The organism is Bacillus sp. FJAT-22090, from assembly GCF_007676755.1.
Classification (GTDB): Bacteria; Bacillota; Bacilli; order Bacillales_A; family Planococcaceae; genus Psychrobacillus.
Genome location: NZ_VEBK01000008.1, coordinates 132,669 through 146,325, shown reverse-complemented (window position 1 = coordinate 146,325; position 13,657 = coordinate 132,669). Strand labels below are relative to the sequence as shown.

Here is a 13,657-nt window from a genome sequence, read left to right as displayed (position 1 = left end):
CAATGAAATAAGGGATTCACAAGTGATAGCTATAAAAAGGGACAAGTAACAGCCTACTTGTCCCTTTTTTCTTTATACATTTTTGCATCAGCTTCTTTTATTAACTTTTGAAAACTGTTTCCTTGTTGAGGATAAATGGCATATCCAATGGAAGCACTAACGTTTGAAAAAGTCATAGAACTATACTCTGAAAGCTCTCTTTGAAGTTTCTGTACATAATTGGTAGCAAAGTTTTCTTGTACATTGGAAACTAGAATGATAAATTCGTCTCCGCCCCATCTTGCAACTACATCATTTTTCATGACAAATTTATTTAATGTGGATGCAGTTTGAATGAGTAATTCATCACCTTTTTGATGACCGTATTGATCATTTACTTCTTTAAAATTATTAAGATCCAACATAATAACCCCTAAAGATTGATTTTTTTGTTCACATATTTTAGCAGCTTTATGGAAAGACTGCTCTACCTTCCTACGATTATAGGTACCTGTTAATGGATCTTTTTCAGACAAGTATTTTACTTTATCAAATTGCTTTCCACACCACCAAGCAATAACCAAAAAGATGCCCGTCAAAATGAAAAAAGTCCATTTAAAAGGCAATGCTAAATATAGATGATAATAAAAATAACGAAGTAAGTTAAACAATAAAACTACTCCAATTGACGATATCCTTCCATGGTAGTGCATTTACCCCACCTGCTTATGTATTTTTGTCCATAAAAACTATCATACATTATATACCAAATTCTTTCAATAACGCTAATTTACACCTATATTTCTTGTCACGCATAATTGAAACTATTCTTCGTATATCTCGTCCATAACAAAGAATCTTTGGAAAAGGACGCCATAAATGAATCTATTTAAACACGGCCTTCCATTTCCCTAAATAAAGATTAATGTCCGATGCCCTGTTATAGAAATACTGCGTCTTAGAGTGACCGCTATGATTTTCGTAGCAGTCGGACGCTTTCCGCCGGGTGAGCGATGAGCCACCCCCGCCGCTTAGGCGTCGTTTGGCTGTCTCATTTGCCCACTCATTCGGCAGGAGTCGCCGCCTACTACGAAAACCAATAGAAAACGGCTTGCTTCCTCAACACTGATTTTCGAAAAAATGCAGTTAAGTAATGTCTGTTATCAGAAAATTGCTAATGGTAACCAAATCGCAGTTGAAAGCAACTAATTCCTTACATAGCAAGTTTATTGGGAGAAAACCGATTATAATCTTCCGACATGATAGGGACTATGTGTCGTAAATTTGTTGCCATCCAAACGTAAAAGTTTCATCCTATCAAAATATTGCGAAGCTGGTCTTGAAAGTTGCGAGTAACTTCTGATATGTTGCGCAAATTTTAATGTGCGTTCTAATCCATGTAAATTAAGTGGAGACTTCAAGTAAAGTGCCTGGCAATTAGTGTCTGCTAGCCTTTGCGTGGAGAATTGGTTGCACTCGTTGTCAATTTGGTTGCTTTCAAGCTCAAACTGGTTGCGTTTCCCGTTGAATTGGTTGCTTTCACGAGCTATTTGGTCTCGCTAAGCCATTTCCTCACTTTTAATGGCTAATAAATACAGATAAAAGCATCTTTTTTGAGGGATTGGAACGAAAAGGGCGGCGACTCCAGTGGGATCAAGTGAGTAAGATGAGACTTCACATCGAATGCCAAAGCGGGCGGTGAAGGCTCATCACTCACCCCATGGAAAGCGTCCGTCCTGCAGCGGAAATCCAAGCGGACACTTCCTTAGGACACACTATCCCTAATAAACGAACCAAAACAAAAATAGTAAACTCCCTTCTTTTATTACTAAAAGGGAGAATAGACAGATGTGCTGTAAAACGAAATAAATGGAAAAGGGGAATGATGAATGAAAGAAAATGGATGGAGTAGGCGGATTGATGATCTTGATTATTTAAGGGGTTTTGCATTATTAGGAATCATTTTGGTCAATATACTTGCATTGTTGAACATAAATGTTCCTGCCCCTAATACACTAGATGCAAGTTATCAAAGATTTTTATATTTGTTTGTAGAAGGCAGATTTTTTACGATATTCTCTTTTTTGTTTGGAGTAGGTATCTATCTATTTCTATCTCGTGCAATTGCTAAAGGTGAGAAAGCCTATATTCTATTTACGCGTCGACTTATTGTATTATTTCTTGTAGGGTTTATACATGCGCTATTCCATCCAGGTGAAGCATTATTGTTTTACTCAGTTATCGGTTTTATAGTACTTTCTTTTTATAAAGTCAATAAAAGGATTAATCTTGCAGTTGGTCTTATACTTTTAATAACCTTCGCACTTTTAGCGTTCAAAGCGGCTCTTATACTACCATTAATGTTATTGGGACTAGTTTGCGGCCAGTATGGTGTATTTGAAAATCTTGCATCTAAAACAAAACAACTAACTATTTTTACCTTAATCGCATTGCTAATCGGTTCAATCGGTTTTTATATTCAATTTCAAAGCATCCCCGCTATCCCTTTCTTCAATATGATATTTGCAAATGAAGATGGATCACTTGACGAAGCAAGTACATTTTTAAAAATTGGAATCACTGTTGGGCCATTATTATCCGCTTTCTATGTTGGTTTTCTATTAGTGCTGCTAAGATTAAAAATATTCCAGATGCTCTTTGCCCCATTAAAGTATTATGGACGTATGGCGTTTACCAATTATTTAGGACAAACTATCTTTATATTAATAGCATCAAAACTATTTATCCCTTCTCAATTGAGTTATATCGATACGCTATTCATATGCTTGTTCATCTATGCTTTTCAACTGGTTTTTAGCATGATTTGGCTACGCTTTTTCGTGATGGGGCCACTTGAGTGGGTATGGCGAATAGTTACTTATTGGAGGGTTGTACCGTTGAGAAGAAAATAAAAACAATTCTTTATAGGTGTGGAGACCCAATTTTTCTGTTAAAAAGGGAAAAGCAATGTATGTCGCTTTCCCTTTTTCGCTTGTTTATTTCCAAATTTACGGATTTGTTGACCATAATCCGGCACTCTTTAGAAGGATTCTTGGATTCATTTTAAGTTGACCAACCATGAAATCTGCGATGTCTTCAGGTTGCATTACTTTTTCTGGATTTCCATCAGTTAAGTTTAGCTCAACTGCCATATCTGTAGCAACTGTACTTGGTGTTAATGTAACTACGCGTACATTATGCTTTCTTACCTCGAGCATTAACGATTCGCTTAATGCAATTACAGCAGCTTTTGATGCGCTATAAGCACTTGTTACAGGTGCACCTTTTTGACCAGCGGTAGAGGAAATATTGATGATATCTCCTGTTTTTCTTTCGATCATCTCAGGCAGTACTGCTCTTGTCACATAATACACACCCATGACATTCACTTGAATAATTTTCGCCCAGTCCTCTGGATCCACGTCAAGGAAATTTCCAAACTTCGATATACCCGCGTTATTAACTAAAATATCGATGGAACCGAGTTCTTCTCGAATTTTAGCTACAGCTTGATTGACAGAATCCATATTAGCAACATCTGCAGTTGCCATGGAAACCTTTACACCAAACTCTTTTAGTTCAACTGCTACCTTTTCTAAGTTTTCCATTGTGCGACCTAATAGTCCAACATGAATCCCTTCTTTTGCAAATGCGATTGCTGTTGCTTTTCCAATTCCACGACCCGCTCCTGTAATAAGGGCTGTTTTACCTAGAATTGCTTGCATTTGTCATCTCTCCTTTATCGAATAGATTATGTACAATCATACATATATAGGGTAACGTCCACTAGTTGAAATGTATACTAATCTGTTTTAGATAATTCTATTAAGAATTGGAGACGCCTTATCTTTTATGTAATTCCTCGTTAAACAACAAAAAAGATCCATGCATAGGGTTGCATGGATCTAGCTTGGTTATATATTAATAATATCCCATACCATTTCTTTTTTCTGACATTTCATGCGCTAGGCGAATCGTAGAAACAGCCAACTCCGCATACGTCACTTCACGAGCAGGACCAAAGTTATTTTTATCAGGCTCTAATATTCCCAATGAACTAGCTAAAGCAACATAACCAGTGTATTCTTTTTTTACTTTGCTCGCATCCGCAAACCCAAGCTTATAAATATCACTATGTTTTGCCGCTTGCTCTAGTCCAAGAACTCGAATATACCAAGCCGCTAATTCCTCACGTTTAATCGAAGAATCAACGTCAAAGTTCTTACTAGTTGGTTGAATAATCCCCATTTCAACCGCTCGTTCTATTGGTTGATATAGAGGGTGTTTAGAGTCTATATTGTCAAAAGTTTGTTTTGACTCTTCTCTTTCACCGTAATAACCTGCATAAAAATAAGTGAGGGAATTCATAATCACTTTTAATGCTTCCCCTTTTGAAATAGAGGCATCCCCATTAAACTTTTTAGGATCTTTAATATCTAAAACCTTTGCATTAATAAGATAGTTAAGCTCCTCTTCTGCCCAAGGGTGGGAAATGACTGGTGAAACTTTCATCCCGTTCAAGCTATTCCATTCACCTGTGTTGGCATCTAGATAAGTAAACGCTTCTTCGTTATACACAGGTAAATACACTAAATCGTAGTGATGATTCTCTTGATTATAATCTTTTTTCATATAAGTAAGTTTTAGGCTTAACGAATCCTTCAATTTAGCAGTAGCTGCTTCTTTAGAGATAACTTTATCAATTGCTGGCCATTTTTCTACTTCTTGATAATCTACATTCAGACTAGTTAAAGAACCATCAGAAGCTATGCCTACATTAATTTGATCTCCTATCACTATAATACCATTTACAATTCGTGGGAAATAAAATTGATAAGTTCCTAACCTGTCATCATAATAAGGTTCTTCAACCGGCATAGCGTAGTTGTGTAAATAGGATGGTATCCATTCCTTTACATACTTAGTCGCTTGTGCGAGTGCTTCTTCTTGAGAAATGGCCTTCTCTTCTTTAGGTTTCTCTCCAATTTCATCTAGGATATGACCCGTCATATCGTGATATTGAATAACTTCCCCTGTCTGTTTATTTATTAACAAGTTCGTTCCAGATCCACCATTCTTATATTGATACATATACTGTATGCTAATAACTGGTTGTCCGTTATAATTTTCTATTTCGCTTATTGATTCAATGGATAATTTCACTTTATCAGATTTCACGCTAAGAAATTTTTCTGCAATTTTTTTTGCTTCCTCTACAGTGATGCCATTTTGTTTTGGTGGGAGTGGATTAGCTGAAAGCTTTTCAATTTTAGTCTGCTTAGGAACATCATCTGTATACCCTTTTCCAGTTAGCCACTTGCCAGAAGATGCATTGACACCTTGCACTTTTGTAGTAGGTTGATAGACGAGTTTCACACTACGTTCACCAGTTTGATAATCCATATCTATTTGATATTGCAAATCAACTAATAGATTTTCTTTTACTTTTTCTAAAATTTCCTTTTTATCTTTTACTTGTTTCGCATCATCAAAAGTTGACGCCTCTACTTTCGTAGGAATTTTGTAGAAGTTAACGACTTCTCCATTTCCAAGAACTGATATTTCTATTCTTTGGTCTGCAATCGATACTTGATCTTTTGTACGAGCATAAGAGAATGAATAACGAATCGGTTCAGTCAATATTTGTTGTGGAAAATAGTTATAAGGATTTGTTTCAGGCTTATATTCCTCACCATTGATAAATTTCTTTACGAAGTCATCCGCAATTTTCTTTGCTTCTTCTTTTGAAACCTTTGCAGGAAATAAAGCATCTTTTTCAATTAACGGCTGAAAGTAAAATTGCTCAATTTCTAATTTATCTCCAACAAACATTACACTACCCGACAATCGTTTTCCTTCGACCATTTTATTAAACGATAAATCATATCGCACAGTATCATCTTCCGTATAAATGTGAGCACCACTCATATGAAAATCACTATTCGTTAAAAAGGTAAACTTATTTGGAAACAATTCATGAAACTTCTTTATCAAATCATTTTTTGTGAAAACTGCATCTGTCGCAGCAATTTGAATTTGTACTTGTTGCTCATTCACCGGACCTGCGGCACTTGCCATCGAAGAAAACATTCCAAAAGTTAATACAGAAGACGTTAAGATAGTTCCAACTTTCTTAAAATTCACCAAAATAATCCTCCTAATATCATATTCTCTAAATTGTACATTAAATTCTGTAAATTGGGAATAAGGGAATTTTTATATTTATGATATTTTCTCCCTTTCTTGGTGCCCGCAAACAATTTCTATAGATTCTATGTTTAGTAAAGAGAGAACATGCCCATTTTGTAAATATAAAAAAAGAAGGGAGTAACAATCCTCCCTTCTTTTGGTTCTATCTTCTATTGTTCTTCTGCTTCCTCAAATGCAGCGGAAACCTTTTCAAATTCCTCGTCTGAGTCGATAAAGGACAATTCTTCGTCTGCTACTCGGAAAAAGAATACATCAATATCTTCATCCGATTCTTCTTGAATATCTTCTACAAAACCGACAGCAGCGTATTCTACTTCCTCTACAGTTAACAATCCCAGTACTTCCATTTCTTGCTCTTGGTCATCCTCATCTAATACCATGAAAATTTGACCAACTTCAATTTTACCTGTATTTTCTTCCAATCGAATTCCCTCCATTTCCGCAAAGTTCCTTTTTGTACTACATACGAATTATCTTACATTCTAAACTTTTTAGCAAAAAATAAAGAGTACCCTATTCATTCATCTTTTTTCTAAGATCTCTTGATACCTTTTTCAACGCTTTTTTTGAACCTCTTTCTATATCATGTTGAAATTTTCGTTCCGCGTAACTAACAAATAATGTGTTTAAATCATATCCCTCCGGATATAAATCGGTTTCTTTCCCTTCCAGTTCAATCCTTTTTGCGTTTACTTTCAATACTTCATCTTTATAGAACACTAACACATTATTAAGGTTATCTTTTATCTTATATATGATACCAAAGTCATCATGCTCTAATAACTTCACCCTGTCTCCTACTTTATAATCATAAATAGCCTCCAGGTGAACAGGCATTTCTTTCGGTTTTCTCACTTTGCTGTCTTTTACAAGCTTTAAGTCGTAGTTTTTATCGTTTATATAATGCTGAGCTTTTTGCAAAACATTTTCACGTACATTCATTTTCTTAGAAATCCAAAGTGCATTACTATCTCCTGACTTACCGATCAAAAGTTTATACAATGGCTCTAATGCCTCACTATTAAATTGCATCGCGGCATTCATGAAGTCGTTATGAATTTCTGAGTAGCGTTTAATTTCTCCGTAGTGAGTGGTCGCAACGGTTATACAGCCCATTTGATAAAACTCCTCAAGAATTGCAATAGCTAACGCAGCTCCCTCATTCGGTTCGGTCCCACTTCCAATTTCATCAAAGAGAAGAAGCGTGTTATTTGTTGAAGCATGCATAATTTCAGCTATATTTTTCATATGAGAGGAAAAAGTGCTAAGTGAATTTTCAATACTTTGATTGTCCCCTATATCGACGAAAAGCTGATCAAAAACTGCGATTTCCGTACCCTCATCCGCTTCAATATGAAAACCTGACATGACAGCTAGTGTTAGCAGTCCTATTGTTTTCAAAACAACTGTTTTTCCACCAGCATTTGGCCCAGTAATAATTAAACTACGATAGTTATCTCCAATTTCAAAATCTAATGGCACACTATTCTTAGGCAAGAGAGGATGCTTACATTTATTCAGTTTAATATATCCATGATTATTTAGCTTCGGCGCTATTCCATCTATACTTTTACTAAACTTCGCCTTAGCAAAAATCATGTCGTACTGCCCAATAAGTTCGATATTAATAGTAATTTGTTTGATTTCCTCTAGAATACTTCCTGATAATGTAGCTAAAATTTGATATTCTTCCATTGATTCTTCTGCTTTTAGAGTAGCTAGCTCTGCATTTAATTTTGATATTGCTGCAGGTTCGATAAATACAGTGGATCCTTTCGATGACGCCTCAATAATTGTTCCATCCACTTGATTTTTGTAGGAAGCCTTAATAGGAATTGTAAAACGATCATCTTTTTTACTTATAAAGAATTCTTGAATATACTCTTTATTTGCTGTGCTTTTCAAAAACTTGTTTAGCCGTTCTTCTATTTTATCCTCCGTCTTCGCAATAGAATTCCGGATACGCTTTAATTCCTTACTAGCTTCGGAATCAACACTACTTCCCCTAATAGAATAATTTATATTTTCCTCAATACTTGTAAATTCCATCATCGAGTAGGCATAAGCATGTAATACTGGAGCAAAAAATTCTTTATCCACCATAAACTTCTTAATAATTCGACAGCCTCTTAAAAAATCCGAAATAGCTACTAACTCAGAAGGACCTAGAATCATCCCTTTTTCAAGCTTATCCATTTGATGATTTATATTGGTGATGCCTTTTAGTGGGAGGTGACTTTCCGCATCCAATAGTTTCCTCGCTTCAGTCGTCTCATTTAGTCTATTCGTAACAACTTTGCTGTTCGTACTCGGTTGAAGCTTATCGATCAATTCTTTCCCTAAGCTACTTACACAAAAAGATTTCACTATTTCTATTAGTTCGTTATATTGTAATTTTTCAAATGTCATTGTATTCATGTGTGATCCTCCTTAAATAATCAAAGATGCCCGCAAAGAATTCTCCTACCTTTCCATTTTTACGATTAAACATAAAAATGGGTAGAAAGCTCCTGCGGGCACCAGCGTTGAAATTCATTTCAACACTGTTTTCTCATCGACAAAAAGAACGGAAAGAAAAAAAGCATGACAGGACAAATCCCGCCATGCTCTTCGTCTCAACATATCAACATGTTAAACGAGTATATGGAAAAGGAGGCAGTCTTAAGGTAGGCAGTCACAATGTTTTATAAACACTGTGAAACAAGGCATATTTAATAACCTGGTCTATAACCAGTTTTTAAAAGCCCTATTAAACTAAATTAGATTAGTTCATACCTACTTCTGACATACCCACCACACCTTTTATAAGAATATTTTTAATATAGCATTTTATTGTATGGGAGTCAATTGGATAGAAGCCTAGCTAGTTTGCAATAAACGTAAACGGTAAGAATTCATAGCCGTTTCCCCAAGCTTATCAAGCAGATTATAGTTAGCAAATGCTCCTACGACTGCTCCGATTCCAGGTAATAATTGAAACATTTTTACTAAATCAATATGGTCCCGATATTCCTGTTGAAAGTCTCGCCAGTCCATGTCTGCAATTTCATGTTTTTGTTTTTCCCAGTTCTCGATGATATATAATGTATCTTTTCGTTTTTCCTCACTAGAAAAGGCAAGCAGAAAAATATGCAATAAAAATAGTCTCTCTTCATATTCATCAGTATTGAATCCATAAACACTGGCAGCTTCAAATAGAAATTTCATTTTAATAGACAATAGCAATGGAAAATCTGCAAGTCCTAATAATATACCCCCTGCCCCAGTTCCTGCTCCTTCAATAACAGCCGTCTTTCTGAACGTAGAAAGTTTTTCTTTAAGCAGTTCGTCGCGTTCATAAAGGCTAAGTTCTACTGGAAGCCTTTTTTTAGTCGTAATATTTGAACCTACAAGCGTTGCCTTCACCATATTTTTAATACTTTCCGTCATTATATGATGAAATTTTTCTGGAATAAGACTATTGACTTTGTTCTGTACATTCTTGGACGTCCGGCTTATAAGACCGGTCTTTTTGGTCATTTTGTATTTCCATGAGTCAAGCTCTTGCTCGACCTGTTTGTTATAATCAACCATCTGATCTTCCCTTTCTACACGATACCTCTATACCTTTTAGTATAGTCCTTTATCAATTATTTTAAATGGGCTTTAGTGGTGTTTACAAATACGTCCGAAGCAGTAGCGAGATATATTTATCAATATGCGGTCGTTTAAAGTATTGTACTCTTTAGATTAAACTTATATAATAATTGGAGAAGTATTTTTTCCATATTGCTATTGGAAAACGGTCTTGTAGCTCAGTTGGGAGAGCACCACCTCGACAAGGTGGGGGTCGCTGGTTCGAGACCAGTCGGGACCATATGTCATAAAACCTTTCGCATCAAGGCGTTAGGTCTTTTTTTATGCACAAATTTAATCGCATTGTTTATTGATTCTAGGTGTCGTGTGACCGATGTGTGACGAATTATAAAAAAACGATTATTTTAAGCAAAAAACGAACTAAAAATCTGTCTATATTTATTGGCAGGTTTTTTATTATTTCTTCTCTATTTTAAAATCAATTATCTCGCGAATATCCTTAATGTTTAATGCGGTTGCTATTTTACCAATTGCCTTTTTTGGTATACGTTCCATTTTGTTATTTGCTAAATCAGAAATAGTTCTTAAATTTAATCCTGTTTTCTTCGAAAGTACCTGATATGTCATTTTGTGTTTTATTAACAACTGTTGTAATTTTATTTCTACCTCTAGTTCTATGACCTACACCTCATTTTCGTTTAAGTAAAAAATTTTCTGTTGTACAAGTTCTATTTTTTCGTTTAACGAATAATATATAACTACCAACTACTCTACCAAATCAAATACTACCCTAGTACTTCTACTTGGCACACTCAAAATCCTTTAATATCAACGGTTAACTATAGATTTGAGATGTGCTAGTTTTGTGCAACTCTTACTATGTAAGAGAACCCTGTGTGGTGTAATAGTTTTCTATAGGAGTGATGAAATGCTATTCGAATTATTAACAACAAGCTTAATGGGAGGAATTGCGTTAAAGGCCTACTCTAAAAGGAAGGGGTTAGCTACAAATGATTCTGGAAAAATTCAAAGGATTCTTTCTCTAAGTGGTTTGAATGTTAAGGATGGAAAAGAAACGCTTACTACTCAACTTATTAGAAAGAAACAATATGAATGGGGATGGGAGTACAAATACAGAATTCCACTCGGCCGAAGTTTCGAGGATTATTTAAATAAGAAGAACGTTATCGAAGATGGACTTAATAATAGAAGGAAACGGATCACTATTAATGATTTTAAGGAAATACAACTCGATGAAAACATTTTTAAAAATATACAGCATCTTTTAACCAATAAGCTCATGGAGAAACGTGAAATAGAGCTTACATTTGACGGTTTGTTAGTGTTACGAGTATACGATAATCCGTTACCTACCCACGTCCCCTTTTGTGCTGGTGAAGGATGGAAAGTGCCGGTTGGAGTAACACGTATGAAAAATGAATTTAAGTACCATGACTTCGAGAAAATTAGTCACGTTGCTTTAGGTGGTGCTACCAGGTATGGTAAATCAAATTTTATTAATTCCATGATCACAAGCTTGCTACAAAGTAATCCTGAACATGTTAAGTTTTATCTTATCGATTTAAAAGGTGGAATTGAGTTATCCGATTACGAAAAATTGTCTCAGACGGTTTCAATCGCTTATGAACCCGAAGAGGCGTTGTTGACACTCCAAGCTGCATACGACGAAATGAGAAGACTACAAGCAATAATGAAGGCACTGGGTAAGAAAAATGTTCAAGAAGCCGGTATTAAAGAAAGGTATTTCGTAATTATTGATGAAGTTGGCGAGTTGAACCCTTCTGAATCTGTGACAAACGCAGAGAAGAAGTTGAAACAAGAATGCCAGACGATAATGAGTCAGATTGCAAGGTTAGGTGCTGGGTTAGGATTCAGACAAATACTTGCGACTCAATATCCTACTGGTGATGTTATACCTCGTCAGTGTAAGCAAAATTCAGATGCGAAACTATCCTTTAGAGTGCAATCAGCCGTTGCTAGTCGAGTTGTACTGGATAGTGAAGGTGCAGAAGAGCTTCCTCAAATTCGAGGAAGGGCCATCTATCAAACTGCTGATAAGCGAGAAATACTACAAACTCCATTGATCACTTCTGAAATCATCCAAAAAACTATCGCTCCTCACATTGTCGAGAAGGAGGAAATCATTCTTGAAAAAGAAACAATTAACAAGTCGAGACGAACAAATACTATTACGTTTGAAAGAGCTTGATTTTCTCACGCGAGATCAACTAAATAAACTATTTAAACTAGGTAAAGTAAGAAATACAAATAGAGTGCTCTTTAACCTGTCTGATTATCTAATGACCATTAAAGAAGGACACCAGTCAGTATATTATTTATCAAAGCTCGGTCGGGAGTATGTCGATTGCGACAAGGTTCGCAAAAAGACCAACAACGTGCACCATACTATTATGAGAAATCAGTTCTGGTTGTTTTATAAATGCCCGAAAGACTGGCAAAGCGAAATGAAAGTCATGCTTGATAAAAATTACATCGTAGTCGATGCTATGTTCACTAGAAATAACTTCAAACATTTTCTTGAGGTAGATAACTTACAATCAATGAAAGCTAATCGTGAAAAGATTAAGTGTTACAAAGAGATTATTGATACCTTTGTAACCCAATTTGGGTATTATCCCACCCTTGTATGGGTTACAACGACAGAACATCGTAGGAGACAATTAGAGATGGCGTGTGTAGGTTTAAAGGTGAAAGTTTATACAATGGACGATATTAAATAAGGGAGGAAAAAGGTTGTTTGGAAAAAAGAATAAAATTGAGGTTGTACCCGAATCAGCATACACAGATTTTAGCTATCGGGATCCAGATGATGCGTATGCAACGAAAAAAACGGTATTGGCAGCACCTATTGTTCCAACGGCTGTAAGCGTAGGTTTATTAGTACATCGCTTATCTCAAGCAAAGACCACTACATCTATCCCCGTATCTGCACCTATAATCGAACCTGTTAGCATATTAACGCAAACTCCAACAGTTATTCCTGTGAATATGACAACAACTCCTGAAATGATTCCTACAGGGTTCGTAGCTGATAAATCATTAGAAATGCTAGCAAATGTATTAGATCCGTTAATTCAAATAATGGTGGCAATTTCTTTTCCGATAGCTAGTGTAATTATGATAGGAGGCGCATTTTTCTTCATGTTAGGAAACTCCGAAAAAGCATGGCAAACCATATTTAACGCAGGTTTAGGATATGTAATTATACAAATGTCACCGCTGTTTTTGGATATTCTTCGAAAAGTTGGTGAAGCTGTTTAATGCAAATAACCACCTTCCTTACTGGTCGGTGGTCTTTTCAAATAAGTTGATATCTACATTATAGTAGTCTAGGATTTCATACAAAGCCATTAATTCTTTCAATTGCTGTTCATTCATATTAGCTATTTTGTCTACTGCCTCTTGTAATACTTCCCGTGGTACCTTGTCCTCTAGTTTATCTACTATTTCATATAATTTCTTTTTCTGCTCTTCATTCAAATAAAACAACTCCCTCATTATTGCACTAAATACGCAGCCATCAATAAATCACATTTCGCTTTTATTTCTGTATTTAAAAACCTTCGATGGTCCTCTACTCCGCCAGACAAAAAAACATAGGTAGTAGATTCACTATCCCTTTCCCATCTGAACACTTTCATACTGTTTCTTATTAAATACATTTCAGCAGATTTTAAATCTTTACGAATTAACTTAAGTGCATCTTCAACTATTTTTATATACGGTCTCTTTAATTTGAACGGTAGCTTATCGATTAAATCAAGATCCTTTTCTAATACTTTTATTATCATGGGTAAGTAAAGCTTATTTTCAAGATATAATAAATCCTCTGTACGAATGTCAGGCATAA

At 35.5% G+C, this 13,657-nt stretch carries 13 protein-coding genes and 1 tRNA gene; 5 read left to right on the top strand and 9 right to left on the bottom strand.

The features are described from left to right. Positions 1-53: 53 nt before the first annotated feature. On the bottom strand, positions 54-650 hold the full coding sequence (locus tag FS486_RS11875) for a GGDEF domain-containing protein (protein ID WP_260858095.1): 597 nt from the start codon (positions 648-650) through the stop codon (positions 54-56). A 1,218-nt stretch (positions 651-1,868) separates the two neighbouring features. Here FS486_RS11875 and FS486_RS11870 point away from each other — a divergent pair. Continuing rightward, on the top strand, positions 1,869-2,891 hold the full coding sequence (locus FS486_RS11870; RefSeq protein ID WP_144511649.1) for a DUF418 domain-containing protein: 1,023 nt from the start codon (positions 1,869-1,871) through the stop codon (positions 2,889-2,891). Between the two features lie 96 nt (positions 2,892-2,987). On the opposite strand, the gene FS486_RS11865 is transcribed toward FS486_RS11870, so the two are convergent. The 5 genes from FS486_RS11865 to FS486_RS11845 all read right to left on the bottom strand — a co-directional run bounded on the left by FS486_RS11865 (position 2,988) and on the right by FS486_RS11845 (position 9,762). Next, on the bottom strand, positions 2,988-3,704 hold the full coding sequence (locus tag FS486_RS11865; RefSeq protein WP_144511647.1) for a 3-ketoacyl-ACP reductase: 717 nt from the start codon (positions 3,702-3,704) through the stop codon (positions 2,988-2,990). A 196-nt stretch (positions 3,705-3,900) separates the two neighbouring features. Further along, a complete protein-coding gene (locus FS486_RS11860; RefSeq protein ID WP_144511645.1) occupies positions 3,901-6,123 on the bottom strand; it encodes a YcdB/YcdC domain-containing protein in 2,223 nt (740 codons plus the stop codon). 215 nt (positions 6,124-6,338) lie between these two features. Continuing rightward, the gene (locus FS486_RS11855) at positions 6,339-6,569 is read right to left on the bottom strand and encodes a DUF1292 domain-containing protein (protein WP_260858098.1); all 231 of its coding nucleotides are present in this window, start codon (positions 6,567-6,569) and stop codon (positions 6,339-6,341) included. Between the two features lie 133 nt (positions 6,570-6,702). Continuing rightward, the gene (locus tag FS486_RS11850; protein WP_144511641.1) at positions 6,703-8,607 is read right to left on the bottom strand and encodes an endonuclease MutS2; all 1,905 of its coding nucleotides are present in this window, start codon (positions 8,605-8,607) and stop codon (positions 6,703-6,705) included. 441 nt (positions 8,608-9,048) lie between these two features. Further along, positions 9,049-9,762 carry an EcsC family protein gene (locus FS486_RS11845; RefSeq protein WP_144511639.1) on the bottom strand — a complete coding sequence of 238 codons (714 nt, stop codon included), beginning with the start codon at positions 9,760-9,762 and terminating at the stop codon, positions 9,049-9,051. 210 nt (positions 9,763-9,972) lie between these two features. On the opposite strand from FS486_RS11845, the gene FS486_RS11840 reads away from it, so the two are divergent. Further along, positions 9,973-10,045: transfer RNA gene (locus FS486_RS11840), tRNA-Val, on the top strand. Positions 10,046-10,221: 176 nt separating this feature from the next. Here the strand turns inward: FS486_RS11840 and FS486_RS11835 are convergent. Continuing rightward, on the bottom strand, positions 10,222-10,410 hold the full coding sequence (locus FS486_RS11835; RefSeq protein WP_260858094.1) for a helix-turn-helix domain-containing protein: 189 nt from the start codon (positions 10,408-10,410) through the stop codon (positions 10,222-10,224). A 283-nt stretch (positions 10,411-10,693) separates the two neighbouring features. On the opposite strand from FS486_RS11835, the gene FS486_RS11830 reads away from it, so the two are divergent. The 3 genes from FS486_RS11830 to FS486_RS11820 are packed head-to-tail and all read left to right on the top strand — an operon-like array spanning position 10,694 to position 13,068. After that, positions 10,694-11,995 (top strand): FtsK/SpoIIIE domain-containing protein, encoded by a 1,302-nt coding sequence (locus FS486_RS11830; protein WP_144511635.1) that lies wholly within the window; start codon positions 10,694-10,696, stop codon positions 11,993-11,995. Next, positions 11,934-12,527, top strand: coding sequence for a replication-relaxation family protein (locus FS486_RS11825; RefSeq protein WP_144511634.1), 594 nt, complete (start codon positions 11,934-11,936; stop codon positions 12,525-12,527). Before FS486_RS11830 ends, FS486_RS11825 begins: the two co-directional genes overlap by 62 nt. A 13-nt stretch (positions 12,528-12,540) precedes the next feature. Beyond that, the gene (locus FS486_RS11820) at positions 12,541-13,068 is read left to right on the top strand and encodes a hypothetical protein (RefSeq protein ID WP_144511632.1); all 528 of its coding nucleotides are present in this window, start codon (positions 12,541-12,543) and stop codon (positions 13,066-13,068) included. 18 nt (positions 13,069-13,086) lie between these two features. On the opposite strand, the gene FS486_RS11815 is transcribed toward FS486_RS11820, so the two are convergent. Further along, positions 13,087-13,287 carry a hypothetical protein gene (locus tag FS486_RS11815; RefSeq protein ID WP_144511630.1) on the bottom strand — a complete coding sequence of 67 codons (201 nt, stop codon included), beginning with the start codon at positions 13,285-13,287 and terminating at the stop codon, positions 13,087-13,089. A 17-nt stretch (positions 13,288-13,304) separates the two neighbouring features. Continuing rightward, positions 13,305-13,655: a YhjD family protein gene (locus tag FS486_RS11810; RefSeq protein WP_144511628.1), complete on the bottom strand. Its 351-nt coding sequence runs from the start codon at positions 13,653-13,655 to the stop codon at positions 13,305-13,307. Positions 13,656-13,657 lie beyond the last annotated feature (2 nt).